Consider the following 25055-nt stretch of genomic DNA (forward strand, 5'->3'; position numbering starts at 1 on the left):
GTCGCGGATGGCGGGCCTGCTGGCACGTGGATGTTGCCAACGGGCCTGCTCGCAGAATCCAGTTCCGTTCCTTCTTGCGGTGATCGGGATCAGGCAGGCGCTCTCTCGGCGCTTCGAGCGCTACAGCATCGGACTCGATTTCGGAATCGAGTCCGATGCTGTAAGTTATTGTTGTCGCATCGCTTTTGTTAAAAACCGGCATCCACTTTTCGGCACGATGCTCTAGGAGTTGTGGACACTTATCTGATCCATAGAACTGTAGCGGCAAGGGTTATGACGGCGAGATAATTTCTAGCGGTTTTCTCGAAACGAGTAGCGACCCGTCGGAACTGCTTGAGCTTTGAGAAGCAACACTCGATGAGGTGGCGCTGGGCGTAGAGGTGCTTGTCGACAGGGTATTTTCGAGCCCGCGACGGGTTGCTTGGGATGACAGCCACAGCATCTTTGTCTGCAATTGCCTGGCGCAGGCGATCGGCGTCGTAAGCGGCGTCGGCCATCACGACCTTGGCGGGTAAGCCGTCGATCAAGGCATAGGCCTGAGGGCAATCGCCTCTGTGGCCGGCGGTCAGGGTGAAGCGCACCGGGCAGCCAAGACCTCTGACAGCCATATGGATCTTGGTGCTCAGGCCGCCGCGAGAACGGCCAAGGGCCTGATCTTCAGACCCCCTTTTTTGGCGCCCGAAGCATGCTGATGGGCACGGATGATGGTGGAATCAACGATCAGATACTCGAAGTCCGGATCGTCCGACATCGCCGTGAAGATGCGCCACCATACACCCTTATGGCTCCAACGGCTGAAGCGACGGAAGACACTGTTCCACTCACCGAAGACCTCGGGCAGGTCACGCCAGGGCGAACCGGTGCGCACGATCCACAACACCGCTTCCACAAACATCCGGTTATCGTGACCAGACGAACCGCGCGTCCGTTCGTCACCGATAATATGCGCCGAAATACGCTCCCATTGATCGTCGCGTAGAATCAGACGGTCCAAAACACCCATCGCTGCCTCCAAAAGACAGCTTTGAATCACATACCCCCCACTCTTGGGAATCCCAAGAGTCCACAACTCCTAGCGGTCGGCCGTCGCGGTCGAGGAAGGCGTGCGTGGCGCGATGTCGTGGCGTCCCCACACGAACAGCGCCAGTGCCACCAATGCCACGCCACCATGAACCCAATAGGCTAAACCATAGCCGCCCAAATCGGTAAGCCAGCCGGCGACGACGTTGCTGAGTGAGGCCCCAATACCCTGCACGGTCATGACGGCAGCAAGGCCGACATTGAAGCGGCCGGTACCGGACAGAATGCGTTCAGCGGCGATGGGCGTGGCTATGCCGATCAGGCCGGCGCCCACACCGTCGAGAAACTGCACGGGAAAGACGAAAGCAAAGGAGGGAAAGGTCCCCGCAATCACACCGCGGATCGGCAAGGCCGCCAAGGCAACAATGAATATTGTGGCCAAGCCGAACCGTCTGATCAGCCAGGGCGCCAGCAATGCCATGCCGATCATCGAAAGTTGTGAAACGCCCGTCGTGATCGCGGTGGTCCGGAAAGGGGTGCCGAGCTGAATCGAAAAGGCCTGCGCGATCAGGCGGCTGATGGGGGCATTCCCAAAATGAAAGATCATCAAAACCAGACTGAGCAGAATTAGTCCCTTGCTGCCTGCCAGGACCGAAAACCCGGAGGGGGCTTCCGATCCATCATGGTGCGCCAGCCCACGCGCTACCTGATGGTCGATCTGCTTGGGATCGATGGCGAGCGTCGCCGCGATCGTGGCGAAAGCAGCAAACAGCATGAGCCCAACGACGCCATGGATGCCGAACAGAAGTGTTCCTGCATAAATCGCCGCCAAGGAGACAACGTTTCCGGTGTGGTTCCAGAACTCGTTTCGAGACACCTGGCGGGAGAACCGCTCTTCTCCGACAAGGCCAAGCGTCAAGCCCATGAGTGCGGGCCCAATGACGGCGCCGACGATGGCCGTCGCTGATTGGCCTCCGAAGACCGAAAAGCCGTTGGGGGTCGCCAACGTCCACAGGGCCATCGTCGTCACGAAGATAACGGGCAGGATAATCAGTGTTCGTTTGTAAGCCGATGCATCGACAAGCGCGCCGAACAAGGGGGTGGACGCCATTCCTAACACGCCCCCAATCGTCGCGATGACACCGAGCGTGAATGGCTCCCACCCGTGCGTTGCGAGAAAACCATCGAGGAAGGGTCCCAAGCCATCGCGAGCATCGGCAAGGAAGAAGTTCAGGACAGAAAGGGCAAAGAGGGAGCGATGAAAGACGGAAGGGGCGCGGGGCGTCACGACGGCTCCGGAGGTCAGGCCTTTTCAACAATGCGCTATACGGTGAACCCGGCGGGGTGGATAGGGGATTTTCGCTAGCGCGCTTACTGCGTATCAAATAAAGGATCGGACAAGCACAACAGAATGTGATCGCTTTCGAACGGGCTCGCCAGAGCACCCATACAGTCCCCCATGGTCTTTCAAGTTTCTGCCCCGATTCTCAGCCTTTCCGTTGCAGCCCTGACAGCGCTGACTTTGCTGATCCGGCCCTTCAAGTGGCCGGAGGCGGTGTGGGCCGTCCTCGCGGCAGCGCTGCTGACGGGCGCAGGCGCCATACCCTTGCTCGACGCGTGGGCGGGCATCGCCAAGGGCCTGGACGTTTATCTGTTCTTGATCGGCATGATGCTGATCGCCGAGTTGGCACGACAGGAAGGCCTGTTCGATTGGCTGGCTCTGATAGCCACCAACCATGCGAAAGGCTCCCCGTTCAAGCTGTTCACCCTGACCTATCTCGTCGGCATTCTGGTGACGGTCTTCATGTCGAACGATGCAACCGCCGTCGTCCTGACCCCAGCCGTTTATGCAGCCTGCCAGGCGGCCAGGGTCAAGGACCCTCTGCCCTATCTCCTGATCTGCGCGTTTACCGCGAACGCGGCCAGTTTCGTGTTGCCGATCTCCAATCCTGCCAATCTGGTGATCTTCAATGGGGGTCACATGCCTGCCCTCGCCGATTGGCTATCGACCTTCGCACTCCCCTCGGCGCTTGCCATCGCAATCACCTTTGCCGCGCTTTTGTGGAACCAGCGCGCGGCATTGGCGGCCGAAACGCTGGCCGCTCGCGTGCCGGGCACAAGCCTTTCCCTCACCGGAAAGGTGGCGGGACTGGGGCTGACAGTAACGGCCATCGGCCTGATAACCGCCTCCGCGCTCCACGTCGATCTGGGTTGGCCCACTTTCGCCGGCGGGATTCTCACCCTGTCGATCGTATCGATCATCAAGCGCCAATTCCCCTCGCAAGCGCTCGAAGATATTTCGTGGAGCGTCATTCCGCTGGTGGCGGGCTTGTTCGTGGTGGTGGAAGCGCTCGGGACAAGCGGCGTCCTCGACATGCTGGCCGAGTCCGTCAGCCGCCTGACGGAAATGCATCCTCAGCTCGGTGCACCTGCCGCCGGTGTCCTGACCGCCATCGTCGCCAATCTCGTCAACAACCTTCCAGCCGGCCTCGTCGCAGGAAACATCGTTCAGTCGATCCACGCATCGCCCGCTCTGTCAGGCTCGATCCTGATTGGAATCGATCTCGGCCCCAACCTGTCGATCACCGGATCGCTGGCCACGATCCTCTGGCTGAACGCGTTGCGACGCGAGGGTATAAAGGTTGGTTTCTGGCAGTTCCTCAAGATCGGGACCGTCGTCATGTTCCCCGCGCTCCTGGCTGCGATCGCCAGCCTCGCAATCCAGAATTCTTGAGCCGGCCGGAAGCGCTACCTTGCCAGGTGATGCAGCACAATGCCGCTCGTCGTGGCGACGTTGAGGGAATCGAAACTGCCTCTCATGTCGATACGGATGGTCCGCAGCCGCCTCAGGACATGCTCGGGCAGGCCAGGCCCCTCGGCACCGAACAAGACGGCCTGCCGGCCCACAGGCTCGATATCGGCGAGACGCTCCTTGCCGGCCGGGCTGGTGGCCAGGACCTCGAAACCGGCCGCCAGCAGGGCGTCGCAGAGGGCCCCGATGTCGCCTCCCTGCGCGAAGGGCGTCATGAGGACTGCGCCAGCGGAAACGCGGATCGCCTTGCGGTAGAGCGGATCGCAGGAGGTTCCGTCGATCAATACGCCGTCGAGGCCAAAAGCTGCGGCATTGCGGAAGATCCCGCCCATATTGTCGTGATTGGCAATGGCCGAAAGGCCGACGAACAGGGCGTTTTCCGGCGCGGTGGCAAGCAGCCTTTCGGCCGTCCCTCCCTCCCCCCGCAAACCCATGGCCAGGATGCCGCGATGCATGGGGAAGCCGGCAATATCGTCGAGAACGCTGCGCGAGGCGCTGTAGACCGGGATCCCGGCGGGCACCTTGGCGACGAGATCGGCAAGCGGCTCGGTCCTGTTCTCCGCGATCAGAATGGATTCGATGGCAAAACGCCCGAGTTGGAGAGCGGTGCGCAGCACCACCTCCCCCTCGATGACGAAGCGCCCACCCCGTCCCTTGAGATCGCGCTCGCGGATATCGCGATACGCCTCGATACGCGGATCGGAAGAGTTATCAATGAAAATTGGAGCTGCAGAAACATGCACGAAACAACGAGACCCTATAGCGTCTAGCGGCCTGACGGGGTTACCAAGAATCGCAAAGACACTTTGGCCAATCCGCTGGATTGGCTTGGACACAAGGAGCTGGAACCAACAAGCATCCAGTCATGAACGCGCGTTTGCTCTGGAGGCGACATGAACTTCATCAAAACGCGGGACCTCGTGCATAGAGCGTCCTCCGTAAACTGCATAGCCCAATCGACGGATAGGCCGCATCACGAGACGCCGTCGACGCACACCATCGGTGCAGGCGACTGAGCCCTTGACGTTGAGGCAAAGATCACGTTCACTAACGTAAGCCTTATAAATGAAAAGCTCTAAATCACCAATGGCTGTCAAAATTTCAATATCGTTCCCAGTACACTTGGATATTGGCACATGGTCCTATTCATGCTGAGTGCCGCCATATGAAATTCCTCTTCATCCCAGGCTTCGGAAAGGCAGGAACGACCTATCTTTACGGCCAGCTTGCGAAGCATAGCGAGCTATTCAACCTCCCCCACACAAAAGAAACGGGAGCATTTTACCGAAAAATAGGGCGGGAAAAATATCTCGAAAATTTTCTCGAGCAAGACGAAAACAAGACGTTCATCGATGGAACGGCTCATTATCTTGTACGAAATTCTACCTACGTAAGTAATATAAAGCATGCCCTGCCGAATGATGACATTCGATTGCTGATCGGAATCAGATGTCCAATCAGAAGGGCTTATTCACATTACCTCTATCGCCTGCGTACCGCTTGGCGCATCGGCGTATCGGCCTACCCATTCCACGATCCCCGCATACTGACGCACTTTCTCTACCCAATGCGCCCTCTCATCGCGCAGACGCAGCACATTTTCGGCAGCGAGAACGTCGCCGGCTTCTCATTCGAGGGCGGTCCCGTCGATGTGCCGCAATCCTTCAAGACCTTTCTGGGCCTTGATGACAATTGGGCCGTCGACCCGGGCGGCGACCGATACGATGGAGGGTGGGCGCCTGAAATCTACTACGATGCCAAGGATGCGCTCGTCGTCGAAAGTGCGGGGTCGTTGTACGAATTGCCCAGACGCACCCTGCTCATTTCAGCAGGCATCGAGAGCGTGTTGAAATTCAACTTCCCGGCTGAACTTGGCGAGCGCCTGATGCGTAACAGCGCAACTTGGACGCGCTCGTTCGAATCCCGCCTGCTGGGAGACGCCTTGTCTCTTGCCCTTGATGACTATGCTCATGCCCGCGAGATGCTTGGCCTAGCAGCAAATGACTTGATGGAGCCCGGCACCCTGTCGGCAAAACGGCCTCCCGCATTGCCTTTGGAGATCGCGAAGCTGCTAAAGCCGCTTGGTGCCCTTCAAGAGAGATTTCGCCACGGTTACGACGCGCATGCGGGCCTGTCGCTCCAGACCGTCAGCGCTGACGTTGAGGCAATCAGGAAGGAAATCGACTCGCACTACGCGGCCATCTCGAACGATCAGGATGCGGGCGCGTCCGAAGAGGCTATCAAACAGCAGATATTCTCGCTCGTCGAAGCGCTCGACTCGGCGATTTCAATTCGGGGTCCGGATCCGGATTATGTGCAGGAATTCATCCTGCTGTGTTTTGTCTCGGGGCAAGGAGCGCGTGCCTATCAAACCTTGAGGGACAATCCGCATTACTTTGCCCTCCTCGACAAGCAGATATTGCTGGAAAAAGCCGACTACTTCAGAAACCAGATCGGCGATGGTCTGCATCGTCGGCTGATGAAGCTGGTGGAGACCCTTCAGATCAGCCCATCGATCTGAAAAACCAACCGGCAGGTGAAAAGCGCATGGGAATGCCCTACATAGCGGGCATGACCACGCCCCTCCTGTTCGATCCCCATGCGCTGGCCCTGCATCGCCGGCGCGCCGCGGTCGCTCCCGCGGACTTCCTGCTGCGTCACGTCGCCGAAGACATGGCCGACCGCCTCGCCGTGATCCTGCGTCCCTTCGAACGGGCGGCGGAGATCGGGCCGCTTTCGCCCGTGCTGGCGCAGGCGGTGCGCCCAGGCCTTGCCGCCGAGTGGCAGGACGTCGCCATCGGCAACGAGGCGCTCCCTCTTCAGCCCGAAAGCATCGATCTTGCGCTGTCTGCCCTCGCCTTGCAGTTCGTCAACGACCTGCCGGGCCTGTTGAGCCAGGTCCGCCGTGCCCTCAGGCCGGATGGGCTGCTGCTGGCCGCCCTGATCGGTGGCTCTACGCTCACCGAATTGCGAGCTGCCTTTTCCGAGGCCGAATTGGAAATGGAAGGCGGCGTCTCGCCCCGCGTCGCCCCCTTTGCCGATGTGCGCGACATGGGTGGCCTCCTGCAGCGGGCCGGCTTTGCCTTGCCCGTCGCCGACAGCGACGTCCTCACCGTGCGCTACGACAACGCCTTCGCCCTGATGGCCGACCTCAGGGCGATGGGGGCCTCCAACATGCTGGTCCAGCGCCGCAAGGGCTTCACCCGCCGCGCCACCATGCTGCGCATGGCCGAGATCTATGCCGAGCGCTTCTCCGATCCGGACGGACGCATCCGCGCCACCTTCGAAATCGTCTGGATCTCCGGCTGGGCGCCCCACGCCGACCAGCAGAAACCGCTGAAGCCGGGGTCGGCCAAGACCCGTCTCGCCGACGCCCTGGGCGTGAAGGAATACAGGCAGGAGTGACGAGGCCTCGTCCCGGGGCGGTCGCGCAATCCCAGGCACCCGACCGCCATGTTCGGCAGCGCCCATGAAGAAGGGACATACCATGCGATCGATCGTGGCCCTCATGGCCTTCCTGGCTGCCGCGGCACAGGCGCAGGCTGCCCCCTCGATGGCGCAGCACTTTGCCCGGTGCGAGCCTGAATTCTTCGAGGCTCTGCGCGATTATATCGCGCACAATGGACCGGCAACCCGCGGCTCCGTCGTCACCAAAGCCGGCACATGGGACGAACTCGTTTTCGCCAAGCCGGTTCGGGCACATGGATTCGATATCAGGGCCTATCGGCAATTGCAGTCGACGCTGGGCTCCAAGCCCACCTCCAGGGCCTGGCAGTGGGGGCTGGTGATCGAGGCGAAACCTCGCGCCGTCGCCTATGCCATCGATCCCTATCTGAGGAAGATTCGCGCCACCAGCGAAGGGCTCGGCCTGCGTGCCGAGGCCAATGGCTGGTCGAGCGGCATCGGCGCCTACAAGGGGGGACGATGGCGACAGGTACGCGTCGCTCCCCTCGAAGACGGCAAGGCAACCCTGCTGAGCTGTTTCACCTTCAATGGGGACTATCCCGGCTTTCCCGGCCTGCCCGACCTCACGCCCCTGGCCGCTTCCAGGAATTGAGCCTGCGTTCCCGACTTACCGCGCCGGGATCATGTCGATCAGCATCGGGATCAGCGGCTCGTCCGCAGGCGGCATCGGATAGTCGCGCAGCTTCCTGGGCAGCACCCATTTCACCGCCTGACCCTCCCGCCCATGGGGCGTGCCCTCCCAGCGCCGGCAGATCCATAGCGGCATCAGCAGGGTGAAATCCTCGTAGCTGTGGCTGGCGAAGGTGAGCGGAGCCAGGCACTCCTCCTTCACCTCGATGCCGAGCTCCTCGTGCAGCTCGCGGATGAGGGTTTCCTCGGGGCGCTCGCCGGGCTCGAGCTTGCCGCCGGGAAACTCCCACAGGCCCGCCAGCGCCTTGCCTTCGGGGCGCTGGGAGATCAGCACGCGCCCGTCGGCATCGACCAGGGCGCAGGCGGCGACGAGAAGCAGGCGTTTGGTCACGACCGGTAGTCGCCGTTGATGGCGACATATTCCTTGGTGAGGTCGCAGGTATAGACCCGGTCACCCGCCTCGCCGAGCCCGATGTCGACGGCAATGGTGATCGCCTGCCCCTTCATATAGGCGGAAACCGCTTCCTCGTCATAGGACGGGTCACGCTCGCCATCGACGGCGACGCGGATGTCGCCGAACCAGATGGCGAGCCGGTCGCGGTCGGCCTCCTCGCCGGCCTTGCCGACGGCCATCACAACGCGGCCCCAATTGGCGTCCTCGCCGGCCACCGCCGTCTTGACCAGGGGCGAATTGGCGATCGACAGGCCGATACGCCGGGCCGCCTGCTTGGAGGTGGCGCCACGCACCTCGACGGTAACGAATTTGCGCGCGCCCTCGCCATCCCGCGCCACCTGCTGGGCGAGATCGAGCAGCACGCCGTCGAGCGCCCTGGCAAAATCGGCCAGGCGCGGATCGGCCGCTTCGGTCGCCGGCGTGCCGCCAGCCTTGCCGGTGGCGAACAGCAGCAGCGTGTCGGAGGTGGAGGTGTCCGAGTCGACGGTGACCGCGTTGAAGCTGTCGATGACACTCTTGGAAAGCAGGCCCTGCAGCACGTTTCCGGCGATCGGCGCATCGGTGAAGACGAAGGAGAGCATGGTCGCCATGTCGGGCGCGATCATGCCGGCCCCCTTGGCGATGCCGTTGATGGTCACCGGCACGCCACCGAAATCGACGCGGGCGGTCGCCCCCTTGGGGAAGGTGTCGGTGGTCATGATGGCGCGGCCGGCATCCTCGAAGGCACCCGGCGAGACGCGGCCGGCGGTCTCGACCAGCACGCCCCTGAACTTGCCGGCATCGAGCGGTTCGCCGATCACGCCGGTGGAGGCGAGATAGACTTCGCTCGGACGGCAGCCGGCGGCCTCGGCGGCGAGTTCCGCCGTAAGGGCCACCGCTTCGGCGCCCTTCTTGCCGGTGAAGGCATTGGCATTGCCGGAATTGACCACCAGGGCTCGCGCGCTGCCATCCCCAAGCGCCGCACGGCACCAGTCGACCGGCGCCGACGGGCATTTGGAGCGAGTGAACACGCCAGCCGCCTGCGTGCCCTCGTCCATCAGGACGAACAGCACGTCGGTGCGGCCCTTGTAGCGGATACCGGCTTCGGCCGTCGCCATCCGGACACCCGCCACCGGCGGCAAGTCGGGAAAACGAGCAGGAGCGAGCGGGGACAGCGGCGCGGCCTTGGCCATGGTATTCCTCGATGGCGTGTGCCGATCTCCTCAGTTCCATTGACCTATCGATGGAATGGGATCGGCACGGTCGGTGAAGAAAGTGCCGGTCCGAAGACCGGCACACCCGATCTTACTGGGCGGGAGCGGCCGGAGCCGGCGTGACAGGGGCCGGGGTGGCCGGGGCCTGATCATCGCCGCCGGGAAGCTGCATGCTTCCATCCGCAGGATCGGCCGGTGCCGCCGGAGGCTGCACGATCTTGGCAGCGGCGCGCAGCTTGGCGAAGACTTCCTGCTGCGTCTTCTGGGTCAGATAGTCCGAGATCTGCTGCTTGACGCGGTCGAGGGCCGGCGGAGCCTGCGGACGGCGCTCTTCGAGCTTGATGATGTGATAGCCGAACTGGCTCTTGACCGGCTGGGAGACCTCGCCGGGCTTCATGCCGAAGGCGGCCTCCGCGAATTCCTTGACCATGCGATCCTTGGTGAACCAGCCGAGGTCCCCGCCCTGCTCGGCGGAGCCGGGATCCTTCGAGACTTCCTTGGCGACCTTGGCGAAATCTTCGCCCGCCTTCAGCCGGGCCTCGACCTTCTTGGCGTCGTCCTCGCTCGCCACCAGGATGTGGCGGGCATGCACTTCGTCCTGGGCCGGGATCAGCTTGACCTGGTCGTCATAGGCCTTCTTGATCGCGTCCTCGGTCACCGCTTCCTTGACGGCCTTGGCGACGAGAGCATCGATCAGGATGCGCTGGCGGTAGAAGGCGAGCTTCTTCTGCACCTCGGCTTCATCAAGCACCTTCTGCTGCTCGGCCGCATTGGCGGCCACGCGCAGATTGATGGCGGCGTTGATGATGATGTCCTGCCGCTTGGCCGGCGAGAGCTGGGGTGACAGGCTCGGCCCGATCTCCTGCTCCACGGCATTGAGATCGTCCTGGGTAATGGGCTGTCCATCCACGCTGATGGTCGGGGTCGCCTGCGACGCGGGCGCTGCGGGAGCGGGCTGGGCTGCCGGAGCCGGGGCGGCGGGCTTCGCCGCGTCTTCAGCGTTGGAAGGCGCGGCAGCGAAGGCCAGGAAGGCAACGCTGGCGAGCAGGGTCGCGGCTGGACGCGCGCGGCGAAGTGACATCATGGGCAGGTTCCTCGAGAGCGGGGGCGGACCCGGAAGCAGTCAGGCTCCGGACGGACGCTGTTTCGGCAACAGGCCCGCATTGCTCCTGATCCCGGGACGAACGCCTACGCAGCGCTGATAGGACAGGAGAAAAGCAAGGTCAATGTCGCCGAACGGCCAGCGCTTCGCCCGCCTTTTAGGAAGGCCTGTCGTCAAAACTGTGACGAGGCCGGCGCTTTGCGACGAATGACCGAGCCATAGCGGCGTGACGGCAAAAAATTACGGATTTTTCAGCCAAATGCCCCGGTCAACCGGCGTGGTAGACCCTAAGGTCGATTGACACCCCAAACCCCAATACTTAAGTGAGTCCGGCCGGCAAGCCCTTCGAACCGGGGCGCCGGCATTACGGCCGTCGGTTCACACAATTTCATAAGGCAGCCTGATTCCCGCTGCATCGGACTGCGCCCATCTTGCCGTATCGGGAGCATGCCGCCATGCTGGTGCCATAGCGCACGGTGATTGGAAGCGGGTTGCCTCACATCGGACAGCGCCCGGGCGATGTCCGGTTTCCGTTCCCCGGCCTTCACGGCCGGGGTTGACACGATGACCGGAGCCCCTCTCCGGTCAGGTATCACGCCGCCGCGAGGCGCGAAGATTTGAAGGCCTTCTATGTTCGGCTCGCTCGCCAAGAAACTGTTCGGCTCCTCCAATGATCGCCGGCTGAAAGCCTACAAACCCAAAATCGCCGCCATCGCGGCGCTCGAACCGGAAGTGGCAGCGCTGTCCGACGAGGCTCTGCGAGCCCGCACCGACGAGTTCAAGGCCCAGCTCGCCGCCGGCAAGACCCTCGACGACATCCTGGTGCCGGCTTTCGCCACCGTGCGCGAGGCGGCCAAGCGCGTGCTCGGCCAGCGCCATTTCGACACCCAGCTCATCGGCGGCATGGTGCTGCATGAGGGCGCCATCGCCGAAATGAAGACGGGCGAAGGCAAGACCCTGGTGGCAACCGCTCCGGTCTACCTTAATGCCCTCGCCGGCAAGGGCGTGCATGTCGTCACCGTCAACGACTACCTGGCCAGCCGCGACTCCGAATGGATGGGCCGTGTCTATACCTTCCTCGGCCTGACCACCGGCGTGATCGTGCACGGCCTCACCGACGAGGAACGCCACGCGGCCTATGCCTGCGACATCACCTACGGCACCAACAACGAATTCGGCTTCGACTATCTGCGCGACAACATGAAATACGACATGGCGCAGATGGTGCAGCGCGGCCATGCCTTCGCCATCGTCGACGAAGTCGACTCCATCCTGGTGGACGAGGCCCGCACACCGCTGATCATCTCCGGCCCGCTGGAGGATCGCCCCGAGCTCTACCAGACCATCGACGCGCTGATGCCGCAGCTCGACAAGGATGACTACGAGCTCGACGAGAAGCAGCGCACCGTCAGCCTCACCGAGAAGGGCAATGAACGTGTCGAGCAGATGCTTGCGGGTTCCGGCATGCTGCGCGACGGCTCGATGTATGATGCGGCCAACGTCACCATCGTCCACCATGTCAACCAGGCCCTGCGCGCCCACAAGCTGTTCACCCGCGACAAGGACTACATCGTCCGCAACGACGAAGTGGTGATCATCGACGAATTCACCGGCCGCATGATGCCGGGACGACGCTATTCGGAAGGCCTGCACCAGGCGCTCGAAGCCAAGGAGCGGGTGCAGATCCAGCCCGAGAACCAGACCCTGGCCTCGATCACCTTCCAGAACTATTTCCGCCTCTACGCCAAGCTGGCCGGCATGACCGGCACCGCCGCCACCGAGGCGGACGAGTTCATGGACATCTACAATCTCGAAGTGATCGAGATCCCGACCAACCGGCCGGTGCAGCGCATCGACGACGACGACGAGGTCTATCGGACGGTCGACGAGAAATACAAGGCGATCGTGCGCCTGATCGAGGAATGCCGCCAGCGCGGCCAGCCTCTCCTGGTCGGCACCACCTCGATCGAAAAGTCCGAGACGCTGGCCGCCTATCTCTCTGGCCAGGGCTACAAGCAGCGCGACTTCTCCGACCCGAACGCCTTCGCCTCGCTCTATGACGGCGACCAGGGCACGGCCGAGGAGAAGGTCTTCGCCGTGCTGAACGCCCGCTACCACGAACAGGAAGCCTTCATCGTCAGCCAGGCCGGCGTGCCCGGCGCCATCACCATCGCCACCAACATGGCCGGCCGCGGCACCGACATCCAGCTCGGCGGCAATGCCGACATGCGCATCAAGGTCGAGCTCGCCGACCTGGCCGAGGGAGCTGAGCGCGAAGCGGCGGAGGTTCGGATCAAGGATCAGGTCGCCAGGCTGAAGGAGAAGGCGCTCGCCGCCGGCGGCCTCTACATCATCGGCACCGAGCGCCATGAGAGCCGGCGCATCGACAACCAGCTGCGCGGCCGCTCCGGCCGCCAGGGCGACCCCGGCCATTCGCGCTTCTTCCTGTCGCTGCAGGACGATCTGATGCGCATCTTCGGTTCGGAGCGCATGGACGGCATGCTCCAGAAGCTCGGCCTCAAGGAGGACGAGGCCATCGTGCATCCCTGGATCAACCGCGCGCTCGAAAAGGCGCAGCAGAAGGTCGAGGCGCGCAATTTCGACATCCGCAAGAACATCCTGAAATACGACAATGTGCTGAACGATCAGCGCAAGGAGATCTTCGAGCATCGCCGCGAGCTGATGGCGCAGGAGTCGGTGGGCGAGACCATCGCCGATTTCCGCCATCTCGTCATCGACGACACGGTGCGCGCCCATGTGCCCGAGAACGCCTATCCCGAGCAGTGGGACACCGAAGGCCTGCACAAGTCGGTGAACGACGTGCTCAGCCTCGACCTGCCGATCACCGACTGGGCCAAGGAAGAGGGCATCGCCGACGAGGAGCTGACCCACCGCATCACCGAAGCGGCCGACAAGCACGCCGCCGAGCGGGCCGCCGGCTTCGGCGAGGAGGTAACGCGTCAGGTCGAGAAGGCCGTGCTCCTGCAGACGCTCGACAATCTGTGGCGCGACCACATCGTCACGCTCGACCATCTGCGCCAGGTCATCGGCTTCCGCGCCATGGCCCAGCGCGATCCGCTGATCGAGTACAAGTCGGAAGGCTATCAGCTCTTCTCCGACCTGATGAACCGCTGGCGCGAGGATGTCACCCGCACCATGTTCCGCCTGCAGGTCATGCAGCAGCCGGAAGAGCCCGCTCTGCCGCAGATGTTCGGCCAGCATATCGACCCGCTCACCGGCGAGGACGAGTTCGCCATGCCCGGCTCCGGTTTTCCGCCAGCCCAGCTGAGCTCACCCTTCCCGGCCGCCGACAGCCCGGCCCAGCGCATCGTGGCGCCGGAAGATCGCAACCCCGACGATCCCTCCACCTGGGGCCGCGTCGGCCGCAACGAGGCCTGCCCCTGCGGCTCGGGCAAGAAGTACAAGCACTGCCACGGGCAACTGGCTTGAGCGACGCGTCGTCGCATCCGGCCGCAGGCCTGTCGACGGTGCTGACCTATCGCCTCACGCCGGAGGAAGTGCTGCTGTGGAGGGAACTGGCCGCCGGGCGTCGCAACGCCCTGCGGCGGGAGCCCATGGACCAGGGCAGCTACTACTACCTGCCCGTCCTGCTCCTCGCCGGCTTCGTCATCCTTCTTGCTTTGATCGGTGCCATCGGAATCGAGCACCTGCAATTGGCACTCGCCTTCGGGCTCGCAGGCTATCTCATCACCCGCCTCTGCGACTTCGCCCTGTCGAGATGGCATGCGCGCAAGGCCGTTCGCCACGGCACACGACGCGGCTTTTTCGAAGGTGATTATCATGTCACCTGGGATATGCACTCGATCCGCGCCGACATTCCCGATCTCAGCCTGACATTCGCGCGCAAGACCATCGGCCATGTCTCCGACTTGAAGGGCCTGGTCGTGTTGTGGATGGACGAACTCGATTCCTCGCTCGCCATTCCCCACCGCGCCTTCGAAGATGAGACGGCGCGACGACGGTTCATCGGCGGCATCGCGTCCAAGGCCGCCTGAGGCAGGAGCGGCTTCACCGGCTTCGATACAGAAATCGAGGAACCGGCGTCGCAGCCCTCAGGCTTTGTCCGCCTCTGCCTCGTCCGCCTCTGCCTCCTCCTCCTCCAGCCTGTCCTCCACCCGCTGGCGCAGCACGGCGAAGAAGCCCGATTGCGACAACGTGAAGTTCGGCTTGGCGAAAGGCTTGCCGGCATCGGCCCGCATACGGGCGAGCAAGGCCAGGGCGTCGGCCTGTTTCTGGCTGACGGCGTGGTGCTCCAGCACCGCTTCCACCGAGGCGGCATCGGCAAGCCCCGACTGCGCCACGACATCCGGCCAGGTGCGCTCCTTGAAATGGATGCGCCGTGCCGCGGCCAGCAGGGCCTCGCAGCTCGTAGACGGCAGCGCTCCGGCCTCGGCAATGGCCTCCAGCGTCGCCTCGACGTCGACCAGGGCCAGGCTGAGCGGTGCATAGCCGAACTCGGCCGGCGCATGCGCCACGCCGACATCGGCATCCGCCACCCGGCGCCCGCTGGCATAGTCCTCGAAGATTCGGCCGATGCCGATCATGCCGAAGGCGGCGCATTCGGCACCGCGCAGCGCTCCCATCGAGGCGGCGCCATAGACCGGGATGCCTTCGCTGAGGGCGTAGAGGATCTCCTTGTGCCAAACCGAGGGCGCGTGGTCGAAGACGCCGTCGATCAGGCCTATGGCATCGGCGCCGGTCATCGCCGCCGCCAGCACATCGCCGCAGCCTGCGGGCGGGCGCACCGCAAAGCCCTCGAGCAAGGCAGGGTCGACGCCGTGAAGGCTGGGACCCGTGAAGAGGATCGTGGTCATGGGCGGGTTTCTCTGGCGGCTCCGGCCGGCCCGCCAACCGTCACCTGTCTGGGAATGAGGTCGTTGACGCTGACGGAGGCGACGTCGCCCTCCATATAGGCGCCCAGCCCCGGTGTCAGGATCCTCACCACATGGGCGAGGGGTGAGGGAGAGGCGAGGTCGAACAGGAAGACATCCTCGCAGCCGGCATGGGCCAACGCCTGCAGCGTCACACTCAGGCGCTCAGCGTCCGAAAGACTGCTTCGGCTCGGATAGCGCTCGGCCAGGACCGACAGCGTCACCGCCTCTTCCCTTGGCAAGGGCACGGCGCTGGTCGCGACGTAATATTGCGAAGGATCCATGTCGTCCCGTGCGCCGGCTATGTTGGTCAGGCGCGACTGCACGGCTTCCAGCAGCGCCGCCAGCATGGCCTCCCCTGCATCGAGGCGGCAGGCATAGCCACCGGATAGTCGCTCCCCGGCTCCCTGCTCATCCAGGACGGGCCGGCTTATCACGGCGCCGACGACGGGAAGGTCCGTCTTGCCCCTGACATGGTAGAAATGGGGCACCAGGCCTGCGGCGGAAACCTTGCCGATGGCTTCGTCGAGCCCGGCATGCGAGCCTGGCTGCCACAGCAACTGCCGTGCGAAAGTGCTGGAAAGCCCGAAGAGCTCCACCGGCAGGGTGGCATCCCTCTCAATGGCTTCGAACAAGGCCCGGGTAGCAGCGAACTCGAATGTCCGCCCGGCGGCAAGGCCGGTGGACGCCACGGTAAAGGCCCTGTAGTCCCAAGGGAATCCCACGCGCGTATCGAGCCCGATCAGCTCATAGGGCGCGTAGACCTCCGCACCGGATCGCTGATGGACCCCGCGCACCCAGGCGCGCTGGCGCATGGGATCGAAGAGAGCATATTTGCAGCGCGACAATCTCTCGAGGGGCACGAGCCTTCGCCTGCGAGCCACCATCTCCGTCGCCGTCGCGAATTCGCAGACCAGTTCTTTCGTCTGTTCGGCGACGGCCCCTTCGATCGATTCCATGATGGCGCCGATCCGCGCCTGTTCATGCGTCAGGCCCTTGCCCTGGCTGACCGACAAGGCGCGGGAATTGGGCCGCGTCGCAAACCAGACGGGAATGCCGATGATATCGAGCCCGGTGATGTCACCGCAGCGGGTGATGCGGAACGGCGCCAACGACTGCAGGGAAAACGGCGAACCGCAATCCGCCGTCTTCCCTGGATCCGTCGGGAGCAACTCCCCTCCTTCGAGGAGATGGTGCAGTTGGTCAGGCATTATTTGCCGGCATCATCCGATAGGACTGCGTTCTGCAGCGTATCGCCGTCCGAACCGATCAGTTGCCGCAGCGCCGCCTCGACCGGGGAATAAATGCCCGCATTCGATTGGATGGTCGTCTGGATGCCGGCGTGGGGTTGGATGCCGGCCTGGTTGGTAATCCCCGCCTGATTGGTGATGCCCGCCTGGGATTGGACACCAGCCTGCGACTGCACGCCCGCCTGGGACTGTACGCCGGCTTGGGACTGTACGCCGGCTTGGGACTGTACGCCGGCTTGGGACTGTACGCCGGCCTGGGACTGCACCCCTGCCTGGGACTGCACGCCAGCTTGGGTTTGAACACCGGCCTGGCTCTGGATCCCCGCATGCAGCTGACCGTTGGCATCCGTGAAAATATCGGTTCCGAACGCAAAATCGACCTCGGACAGCCGCACGCCGGCAGCCACGAGAGCTTCGATACCCTGGGCACTGCTGGGGTCTATGCCACTTCCCGAAGCGGTCGGGGCTCGGCAGTCCGCCATCAACCGCCACAGCGCCGCAACGACTTTCGCGTAGCCGTCGCTCGAGGTTGCCTGGCTATATTTAACGATCTCATCGTGGCTGATTTCGACAACGCGCAACGGGCTCATCTTGATGAGTACAACCCCGGCGCCTCGGTTCCCGATGACGAACATCCGCTCGGTGGACATATCCCCTCCTGCTCCTTTCAAAAAGACAGCAACCCTCGAATGCACGCCAGCTTATGGAATTTTATTTCGTACAAATCGATCGTTGCTATCCAACGTCACCCCAATACACGAGTAGCAGGCTTTAATCTCTATATTTAAAGTCAAATTCGAGAATTTTTGGAGATGACAAAATCAATCCAAGCCAGCTATTCTCAATCCTTCCGCACATAGATTGATATCTTCGCTACGCCGGTCTGGCGCGAGGCGAGCCATTTCGAGCGCCGTTGCGCCGGGATACATTTCGGCGAGCTTCCTGCCATATTGGCGCGCCACGTCCACATTGCCCATGAGGCCGTGGCACATGGCCAGGACACGCAGAACCGCATCTTCGCTGCTCATGTTCTTGCACAGCTCGATTCCCGTGGCGAAATCCCTGCGCCGGATCGCGATGGTGCAGCCGAACCACCAGTAATAGTCAGGCGGGAACGGATTGAGCTCCAACGCCCGCTGGAAGCGCTCCCACCCGGTATCGGCAAAGCCGAGATGCGACAAAGCATCGGCATGGTGGGACAACAGGTCCGCCGAATGCGGATTCAGCGCCTCGGCGACCAGGAATTTCTCGGCCGCATAGTCGAAATCGCGCTGATAGAGCGCGACGACCGCCGCCATCCAATGGCCCTCGCCGATGCCACCGTCGATGGCGAGCGCCGTTTCGGCCTCGTGACGGGCCTGATGCAGGAGATAGGGGTCATTCCCCCCGAGCATCAGCCATTCGAGCTGCAGGGTCTGGGCGATGCGGGCATGGGCCGGCGCAAAGGAGCGGTCTTCGCTGATGGCCTGCTTGAACTCCGCCCGGGCTCGGCGCAGTTTCGGCAGGTCGCAATTCTTCAGGCGGGTCTGGCCTTCCAGATAATGCCGGTAGGCGTTCGGCTTCGGATCGGCCCTCATCCGGTCGAGCTGATCGCGCTCGATCTCGCTCGCGAGCGTCGACGAGATCTGCCGGGTAATACGCCTGAAGGTGGAAGGCAATTTATCCAGGCCGATCGGATATTCCGCCGCCCAGATGATCTCGGCGCCGGGCTGACGCGTCAATCTCAGAGCCATATGCTCGCCATCGGGGAGCATGAAGCCTGAAATGAGATAGCCGCTTCTCAGCGCCGCCAGCCGCTCCGCGTCCGGCGAATCCGCGACCTCGAAACTGCTATGGGGCGCAATCACCGCGAAGGTTCGATGACGCGACAGGTCATTGGCCACATCTTCGATGAGCGCGCGATGCAGGTAGTGGAGCTGGTCTCCCGCCAACGCCTTGGGAGGAAACAAGGCAACCCTTGGCAGGCCGACCAGGCTACGCGTTGCCGAGACCTCCCGGTCAGCGTCGCCCTGCATTTCGCTGGACCGGTCCGATACCACATGCAGGCGCGCTCTCGGCGCGTTCGCCAGGATGCGCCGCATCGCCGCCATCGTCTCGGGACGCGGCTCGCTGTCCAATTCCTGCTTCAGAACGGCAACGAGGGTGGCATAGGTGCGGTTCACCGCATCGAAATTGCCGTTTCGCCCATAGGCCTCGAGCAAAGCTCGATAGCTTTCCTCCCGCTCCGGCTCCAAGGCCAGCATGCGTTCGCCAATGATATCGATCTCACGCTCGGGCGCGCGCCCGAAGCGGGTCATTTCCAGCAGCACGTCGGCGGCCAAGCCGAGCACCAGGCGGCGGAAGCGTTCGCGCTCGCCGCGGAACCACTGAGCCAGTTCGCCGCCGCCGGTGTCGATGGTGTCGAGCAGATCGCCTCGCGCCAGCAGCACCGCCTCCACCCGTTCGGCGAGCACAGCCGATTTCTGCAGGGCAAGGATGCTCGCCAGATCGGAACGCTGCGCACTGGAGCCGGCCATCAGATGGGAGCCGCTGGTCTCGATCAGGGGCTCCTCATAAGGCCAGCACCTGTGAATGCGCACCAGCAACTGACGCAGATTGGTCAGTGCCTTCTCCTCGGGCGCATCATCCCAGAGCAAGGCGGCCACCGCCTGGCGGCTCATCCGGCCGCTGCCGGCAAGCAGCAGCATGGCGATGAGAATGTAGCCCTTGGCCGGAAATACCCCCTCGGTCGGCTTGGCCATGTGAGGCACGCCGACCAGATGAACGATCATGTCCCGCTCAGCATTCATTCGTCGATCCCAGCTCCCTTCGCATGGTTGACGGACGAAAACCGCGCCCGCTCCCCCATAAGGCCTGGCACTATCGATCCGAACAACGCCGGCTCGCGCCCGTGGGAAACTCGCGCGAGCACCGCCAAGTTCGTGAACCGTGGCGACACTGTGTTACAAAATCCATTCAAGTCAATGAATTGGCCAGAAATCCTCGCCTCAAGTCACACCGGCGTCACACCAGCCGCCAAAATGCAAAAGAAAATAATGAGAATTATTTTCAAAAATCTTTACGTAATATATAATTATATTTGAACTCCGCCCTAAAAAATTGATAAAACTACCATTATTATGTAAATACCGCAAAACTAAAACGCAAAAAATGGAATTTAATACAGAAAGACTACAAGGAATCTCCGACCTCTACCAGAAGCTCTCCAAAAAATATACTGCCGATGCCCCGACAAATTGCAGGAATTCGTAATTTTAGGACCTCCCTCGCTCCCATGAGCAAGGCTGCGGGAAAGACGCGTTTCCCCTGCTTCCGCGCTGCCGCTTCCGGCACTGTGCTTCGGCCGGCACCATCACGTCATCGCTCCGAACAGATCCTCAAGGCCGATATCGGACACGCCGTCCTCCACGAAAGTCTTGAGGCCCGGCACCAAGGCGCGCACCACATGCACGCCCTCGACCGGTCCGGGAAGATCGAAAAGAAAGATGTCGGCGTGCCCGGCCGCCGCAAGCTTGCCTGCGACGATGTCGAGTTGTGCGGCATGCGTCAGCTCTTCCGCCCGCGGTAGAGGCGCTTGGCGATGACGCTCGGCGAATTCGGCCAGGCCGGGCGCCCCCGGAACCGGTGTGGGCAGAACGTCACCCCGCGTTTCGTAGAAATCCGGCTCCAGATCGTCGCGGGCCCCGCCAATATGGGTGAGCCGCGACTGCACGGCCTCCAGCAAGGCCGCCAGGGCAGCGGCTCCGGCATCGAGCCGGCAGGCCTCGCCTCCGGAAAAGCGCTCGCCACCGCCCTCCTCGCCGATCACCGGACGAACGATCGCGGCGCTGACCACCGGCAGACCGAGACGGTTGGTCTTGTCGAAGAAGCGCGGCTCCAGCCCGGCGGCGCGTACCTTGGCGACAGCCTCGTCCAGTCCGGCATGCACGCCGGCTTGCCAGCGCATTTGGCGCGACGTGGCCTCGAGATGACCGAACGCATCGGAGAAGGTGGTGGCATCATGCTCCGCCAGTTCGAGCAGGGCAGCCAGGGCGGCGAATTCGAAGCTCGGCCCGGCGGCAAGCCCGGCCGAACTGATATGGAAGGCATCCCGATCCCAGGGAAACTCCTCACGCATGTCGAGCCCGATGAGTTCATAGGGTGCGAAGGCCGGCCGCCCGCTGCCATGGGCAACGCCACGCACCCACGCACGCGGAGCCTCTTCATCATAGGCTTCGCCCCGGAAGCGCACGAGCTCTTCCAGCGGAACCAAGTGCCGGCCGCGAGACAGCATCTCGTCCGGCGTGCCAAACTCGGCAATCAGGGCCTTGGTCTGTTCGGCGACGGCCCCTTCCACCGCCTCCATGATGGCGGATATGCGCGCCTGCTCAGGTGTCAGCCCCTTGCCCTGGCTGACGGCGATCGAGCGCGCATTGGGCCGGGTCGCAAACCAGACGGGAATGCCGACGACGTCGAGATCGGTCAGGTCACCCACGCGCGTGATGCCGAAGGGTGCAAGGGGCGGATGATCGTAGGCAGGTACCGGCTTCATGGCGGGGGCGGTCATCAATCAATGAGCCGGCTATTTGACGGCTTGGGTCATGAGGTCGGCCATAACAGCCTCGCCCTCCGCCGTCAGGCCTTCGATAACGCTGCTGCGATAGGGCTCCGGCCGGTTCTGACTGAGCTTCCATTTGCCCTCGATGCTGGTAATCGCGATCTCCAGCCCGATAATGCCCTTGATCTGCCCCTTCATGAAGGATGATGGCGCACTCTCGGCCTGCCAGGGTTGCGGACGCCCGGCCTCGACCAGATTGGTCAGGGCGGTGACGTGCTCGCGCAGCCAGCGCGGATTCTCCGTCGACCTCAAACGGCCATGGACATGAACGGTGACATAGTTCCAGGTCGGCACGGCCTTGCCGCCTTCCACCTTGTCGACATACCAGCGCGGCGTGATGTAGTGCATCGGCCCCTGGAAGATCGCCAGCACCTCCAGGGCCGGGTCGTGATCGACGGCCATATGATTGTTGCGGTTGAGATGCCCCCGCAACACGCCCTTGCGCCCCTTGTCTGCCACCAGGAACAAGGGAATGTGATTGGCCTGCAGGCGTCCCCGTTCATGGGTGACGACCGTTGCCAGCGGATGATCGCGCATCAGCGCGTGGAGCACCTCCACGCGCTCTTCTCGGAAATATCGAGGGTTATACAAGGCTCACCTCATACTTCCACGAGGCCGGCATCACGAAACGGAACCGAACCGTTCAGAGCAAAGTACGATTCCCCAAAACCGCACTTTGCTCCGCTTCTTCGTTTGACGCATTGCTTCGATCAAGAAACCTGTCGACGACCTTGGAAAATGCCTCAGCAGGCAAAATCGTCGGCATTGCCATCATCGAGCAGCACCGCATCCTGGAGATTGTTGCCGGTTCTCTGTGTCAGGTAGCAAAGCGCCATTTTCAGGGAACGGTTCCGGCCTCGGACAGCCTCGATCGCCGCAGCCGACATGTTCGTTCCGAACGAAAACTCCAGATTGCTCAGCTCCGCACCAGCCTCGGCGAGCGAAGCGATGCCGACGATATTCTCGGGCTCGAGCGGCTTGCCTTGGCCATTGGCAGCACGGTGGTCGGCAATCACCCGCCAGCAGAGGGCGGCGACCGCCGCATAGCCGTCGCAATTATGTTCTTTGCCAAAACGACGGACCTCCTTGTCGGGAATCCGAACGATGCGGATGGGACTCATCTTGATCAGGAAGACTCCGACGCCCCTGTCGCCAATGATGTAGATATGATCTCGATCTCGTCTTATTCCAGCCATGCTACCCTCTCTTGAGTAAGTTTATGGTTTTAAGTTTTCTTATTATGAAATTAAGAAGAAGCATTCTGCGAATTAACTTATCCCAGCCACTTTAAGCCCACGCACAATAACCTCTTTCATGTTTCCTTTCTTATCCGGCGTGAGATTTACAACATCTGCCGCAGTGATGCCGGGATACATATCCTTCAAACGTGCCCCATAGTTCCTGGCGACCTCCTTGTTACCGAGATTGCCATGGCATATTGCCAGGATCCTCAGGACGGACTGATCGTTCTCCATTTTGCCGCACATGTCGATCGCCCCGTCAAAGTCCTCGCGAAAATAGGCGATCGTGGCCCCGCCCCACCAATAGCGGTCGGGCGGGAAGGGGTTGAGTTCGATGGCGCGCTGAAACCTCTGCCAGCCAGCATCGGGATCCCCCAGATGAGCCAGGGTATCGCCATGCGATTCCAGCAGGTCGGCCGAATTGGGATTGAGCGTCTCGGCTTCCAGGAATTGCTCCGCCGCCTTGTCATAATCGCGCTGATGCAGTGCAATCACCGCCGACATCCAATGACCGACGCTGTTGCCTGCATCGATGCCGATTGCCGCCTCGGCTTCGTGGCGGGCCTGCATCAGGAGTGATGGGTCGTTCGCTCCCAGCATGAGCCATTCCAGCTGGAGCGCATTCGAGACGGCTCCCCTCGCGCCGGCGAAGTCCATGTCGATCGCCGCCGCTTTCTGAAACTCCACTCTTGCGCGCCGCAGACGCGGCAGGTCGCAATTCTTGAACAGAAGATGTCCTTCCAGATAGTGCCGATAGGCAAGCGGCTTGGGATCGGCCCGCAGGCGATCAAGCTGATCTCGCTCGATTTCGCTCGCCAGCGTCACCGCGATCCGATGCGAGATCATGCGGAAGGCAACGACCAGGTCCTCCAGTTCCACGCGATATTCGGCTGCCCAGATGATCTCGTCGCCGGGATTGCGGGTCAGGCGTAGCGCCATCTTCTGGCTCCCGGGCACCAGAAAGCCGGTGACGAGGTAGCCCGAGCGCAGGGCGGCCAGTCTTTCCCGATCCCCGGTATCGGCCACGTCGAAACTGCTGTGAGGCGCGGTCACCGCAAAGGTGGCGTGACGCGACAGACTGTTGGCGACATCCTCGATCAGCATGCGATAGAGGGGATGCAGGGTCTCTCCCGGCCGCGGCTGCGGCGGGAACAGGGAGACGCGCGGCAGGCCCGCCAGATTGCGCAAGGCCGGAGGCTGGACAGTCTGCTCGATCGCCGCCGATACCTCGGCTTCGGCGACGACCTGCAACCGAGGGCGCGGAGCATTCGCCAGGATACGCCGCATCGTGGCCACCGTTTCCGGCCTCGGCTCGGTGCCGAATTCATCGCGCAAGATCTTTTTCAGATCGTCGAAGACACGGTTGGCTTCCTCGATATCGCCGATCCGGCCATAGGCCTCCATCAGTGCGCGGAAACTCTCCTCCCGCTCCGGTTCCAGCGCCAGCATGCGCTCACCGATCTCGTCGATGTCGCTTTTCTTGGCTCGGGCGAACTGTGTCATCTCCATGAGCACCTCGCCCGCCAGCCCCAGAACCTGGCGACGAAAGCGCTCGCGCTCGCTGCGAAACCATTGTGACAATTCGGGCCCGCCGCTGTCGATCGTGTCGAGCAGATCCCCCTTCACCAGCCTGACGACGGCCACACGTTCGGCCAGCACCTGGGATTTGCGGCGCGCCATGATCTGGGCAAGGTCGCTGCGGGTGGCTCCAGGCCCGGCCATCAGGTTGGAGCCTTCCACCTCGACCAGCGGCTCCTCCAGCGGCCAGAACCTGTTAATGCGGGCCAGCAATTGCCGGAGATTGGTGAGGGCCTTCTCTTCGGGAGCATCGTCCCACAGCAACGCGGCAATAGTCTGCCGGCTCATCCGCCGACTGCCGCAAAGCAACAGCATCGCAATGAGAACATATCCCTTGCCCGGAAACACGCCCTCCATTGGTTTGGCAACATGCGGTACGCCTACCAAATGAAGAACAATGTCGTCCTCAGCGTCCATTCGACTATCCTCGCCTGGGGAGTCTGGCCCGGCATCCCATGCATGCCGCCGCCACTTGCCAGATCCCCGCCGTTCCCATCACAAATCTCGTGGTTCGGAATGAGAACCTTCGGGCCACGCCCGACATATGCGCCGCATCTACTACTTGTTCGTCAAACACATTGAAGTCAACAAGTCCAATCTGATTCCCCACCAGACTTCACGCCCGAGTCACACAGAAACGGAATCATGAATATCACATCGCCCTCGATCAAGAAGTTCATTTATGAAATGATGACAAGGAATCGCATCCATATCGACGCTCCAAATCATGTGACTAATCTTGCAATTATAAAATAAAACATAATTCAATTCTTGAAATAAAGCAGCCGAACAAAGTCGGGTGCGGGAAAATATCGAGCACC

22 protein-coding genes are annotated in these 25055 nt (G+C 62.3%); 9 read left to right on the top strand and 13 right to left on the bottom strand.

What is annotated here, in order from left to right; all coding sequences use genetic code 11:
• The first annotated feature begins 7 nt into the window (after positions 1 to 7).
• Complete coding sequence (locus ACIGJE_RS01610) at positions 8 to 226, top strand: hypothetical protein (RefSeq protein ID WP_483679147.1); 219 nt, start codon at positions 8 to 10, stop codon at positions 224 to 226.
• 13 nt (positions 227 to 239) lie between these two features.
• Here the strand turns inward: ACIGJE_RS01610 and ACIGJE_RS01615 are convergent.
• Together ACIGJE_RS01615 and ACIGJE_RS01620 are read right to left on the bottom strand one after the other, a co-directional pair.
• Positions 240 to 1003 (bottom strand): IS5 family transposase gene (locus ACIGJE_RS01615; RefSeq protein ID WP_440727486.1). Its coding sequence is split into 2 segments (ribosomal slippage): positions 240 to 665 and positions 668 to 1003, totalling 762 coding nucleotides; the frame shifts between segments, so codons are not numbered across the junction.
• A 69-nt stretch (positions 1004 to 1072) separates the two neighbouring features.
• Positions 1073 to 2326, bottom strand: a complete 1254-nt coding sequence (locus ACIGJE_RS01620) for an MFS transporter (protein ID WP_415087034.1) — start codon at positions 2324 to 2326, stop codon at positions 1073 to 1075.
• 153 nt (positions 2327 to 2479) lie between these two features.
• On the opposite strand from ACIGJE_RS01620, the gene ACIGJE_RS01625 reads away from it, so the two are divergent.
• On the top strand, positions 2480 to 3754 hold the full coding sequence (locus tag ACIGJE_RS01625; protein ID WP_311937615.1) for an arsenic transporter: 1275 nt from the start codon (positions 2480 to 2482) through the stop codon (positions 3752 to 3754).
• A gap of 14 nt (positions 3755 to 3768) precedes the next feature.
• Here the strand turns inward: ACIGJE_RS01625 and ACIGJE_RS01630 are convergent, their stop codons facing one another.
• Positions 3769 to 4575, bottom strand: a complete 807-nt coding sequence (locus ACIGJE_RS01630; protein ID WP_415087006.1) for a TrmH family RNA methyltransferase — start codon at positions 4573 to 4575, stop codon at positions 3769 to 3771.
• 422 nt (positions 4576 to 4997) lie between these two features.
• On the opposite strand from ACIGJE_RS01630, the gene ACIGJE_RS01635 reads away from it, so the two are divergent.
• The 3 genes from ACIGJE_RS01635 (at position 4998) to ACIGJE_RS01645 (ending at position 7889) form a co-directional block, all read left to right on the top strand.
• Positions 4998 to 6353, top strand: coding sequence for a hypothetical protein (locus ACIGJE_RS01635; protein WP_367626160.1), 1356 nt, complete (start codon positions 4998 to 5000; stop codon positions 6351 to 6353).
• A 26-nt stretch (positions 6354 to 6379) separates the two neighbouring features.
• A complete protein-coding gene (locus tag ACIGJE_RS01640; RefSeq protein ID WP_415087008.1) occupies positions 6380 to 7237 on the top strand; it encodes a methyltransferase domain-containing protein in 858 nt (285 codons plus the stop codon).
• A gap of 82 nt (positions 7238 to 7319) precedes the next feature.
• A complete protein-coding gene (locus ACIGJE_RS01645; protein WP_415087010.1) occupies positions 7320 to 7889 on the top strand; it encodes a hypothetical protein in 570 nt (189 codons plus the stop codon).
• 15 nt (positions 7890 to 7904) lie between these two features.
• Here the strand turns inward: ACIGJE_RS01645 and mutT are convergent, their stop codons facing one another.
• From mutT to ACIGJE_RS01660, 3 genes are all read right to left on the bottom strand, one after another.
• A complete protein-coding gene (gene mutT / locus ACIGJE_RS01650; RefSeq protein ID WP_311937625.1) occupies positions 7905 to 8318 on the bottom strand; it encodes an 8-oxo-dGTP diphosphatase MutT in 414 nt (137 codons plus the stop codon).
• Positions 8315 to 9553, bottom strand: coding sequence for a bifunctional glutamate N-acetyltransferase/amino-acid acetyltransferase ArgJ (gene argJ / locus ACIGJE_RS01655; RefSeq protein ID WP_311937627.1), 1239 nt, complete (start codon positions 9551 to 9553; stop codon positions 8315 to 8317). The genes mutT and argJ overlap by 4 nt, the downstream gene beginning before the upstream one ends.
• 112 nt (positions 9554 to 9665) lie before the next feature.
• Positions 9666 to 10658, bottom strand: a complete 993-nt coding sequence (locus ACIGJE_RS01660; protein WP_311937629.1) for a peptidylprolyl isomerase — start codon at positions 10656 to 10658, stop codon at positions 9666 to 9668.
• A gap of 648 nt (positions 10659 to 11306) precedes the next feature.
• Between ACIGJE_RS01660 and secA the strand changes: the two genes are divergently transcribed.
• Positions 11307 to 14126, top strand: a complete 2820-nt coding sequence (secA, locus tag ACIGJE_RS01665) for a preprotein translocase subunit SecA (protein ID WP_311937631.1) — start codon at positions 11307 to 11309, stop codon at positions 14124 to 14126.
• The gene (locus tag ACIGJE_RS01670; RefSeq protein WP_415087013.1) at positions 14123 to 14692 is read left to right on the top strand and encodes a hypothetical protein; all 570 of its coding nucleotides are present in this window, start codon (positions 14123 to 14125) and stop codon (positions 14690 to 14692) included. Before secA ends, ACIGJE_RS01670 begins: the two co-directional genes overlap by 4 nt.
• A gap of 57 nt (positions 14693 to 14749) precedes the next feature.
• Here ACIGJE_RS01670 and ACIGJE_RS01675 read toward each other — a convergent pair whose 3' ends face one another.
• The 4 genes from ACIGJE_RS01675 to ACIGJE_RS01690 form a co-directional block, all read right to left on the bottom strand.
• Positions 14750 to 15511 carry a TfuA-like protein gene (locus ACIGJE_RS01675; protein WP_311937635.1) on the bottom strand — a complete coding sequence of 254 codons (762 nt, stop codon included), beginning with the start codon at positions 15509 to 15511 and terminating at the stop codon, positions 14750 to 14752.
• A complete protein-coding gene (locus tag ACIGJE_RS01680; protein ID WP_311937636.1) occupies positions 15508 to 16740 on the bottom strand; it encodes a YcaO-like family protein in 1233 nt (410 codons plus the stop codon). Before ACIGJE_RS01680 ends, ACIGJE_RS01675 begins: the two co-directional genes overlap by 4 nt.
• A 38-nt stretch (positions 16741 to 16778) precedes the next feature.
• The gene (locus tag ACIGJE_RS01685) at positions 16779 to 17468 is read right to left on the bottom strand and encodes a hypothetical protein (RefSeq protein ID WP_311937638.1); all 690 of its coding nucleotides are present in this window, start codon (positions 17466 to 17468) and stop codon (positions 16779 to 16781) included.
• A gap of 171 nt (positions 17469 to 17639) precedes the next feature.
• Positions 17640 to 19589 (bottom strand): BTAD domain-containing putative transcriptional regulator, encoded by a 1950-nt coding sequence (locus ACIGJE_RS01690; RefSeq protein ID WP_415087017.1) that lies wholly within the window; start codon positions 19587 to 19589, stop codon positions 17640 to 17642.
• Here ACIGJE_RS01690 and ACIGJE_RS01695 point away from each other — a divergent pair.
• On the top strand, positions 19578 to 19901 hold the full coding sequence (locus tag ACIGJE_RS01695) for a hypothetical protein (protein ID WP_367626149.1): 324 nt from the start codon (positions 19578 to 19580) through the stop codon (positions 19899 to 19901). The two genes, ACIGJE_RS01690 and ACIGJE_RS01695, sit on opposite strands and share 12 nt — an antisense overlap.
• A gap of 269 nt (positions 19902 to 20170) precedes the next feature.
• Here the strand turns inward: ACIGJE_RS01695 and ACIGJE_RS01700 are convergent, their stop codons facing one another.
• Together ACIGJE_RS01700 and ACIGJE_RS01705 are read right to left on the bottom strand one after the other, a co-directional pair.
• Entirely contained in the window at positions 20171 to 21364 is a 1194-nt protein-coding gene (locus tag ACIGJE_RS01700) for a YcaO-like family protein (protein ID WP_415087020.1), read from the bottom strand.
• A 15-nt stretch (positions 21365 to 21379) separates the two neighbouring features.
• Positions 21380 to 22006: an FMN-binding negative transcriptional regulator gene (locus tag ACIGJE_RS01705; protein ID WP_311937644.1), complete on the bottom strand. Its 627-nt coding sequence runs from the start codon at positions 22004 to 22006 to the stop codon at positions 21380 to 21382.
• A 140-nt stretch (positions 22007 to 22146) separates the two neighbouring features.
• On the opposite strand from ACIGJE_RS01705, the gene ACIGJE_RS01710 reads away from it, so the two are divergent.
• Positions 22147 to 22626 carry a hypothetical protein gene (locus ACIGJE_RS01710; RefSeq protein ID WP_415087022.1) on the top strand — a complete coding sequence of 160 codons (480 nt, stop codon included), beginning with the start codon at positions 22147 to 22149 and terminating at the stop codon, positions 22624 to 22626.
• 57 nt (positions 22627 to 22683) lie between these two features.
• Here the strand turns inward: ACIGJE_RS01710 and ACIGJE_RS01715 are convergent, their stop codons facing one another.
• A complete protein-coding gene (locus tag ACIGJE_RS01715; RefSeq protein WP_311937648.1) occupies positions 22684 to 24522 on the bottom strand; it encodes an AfsR/SARP family transcriptional regulator in 1839 nt (612 codons plus the stop codon).
• Positions 24523 to 25055 lie beyond the last annotated feature (533 nt).

The organism is Labrys sp. E2SS-1L (genome assembly GCF_057073705.1).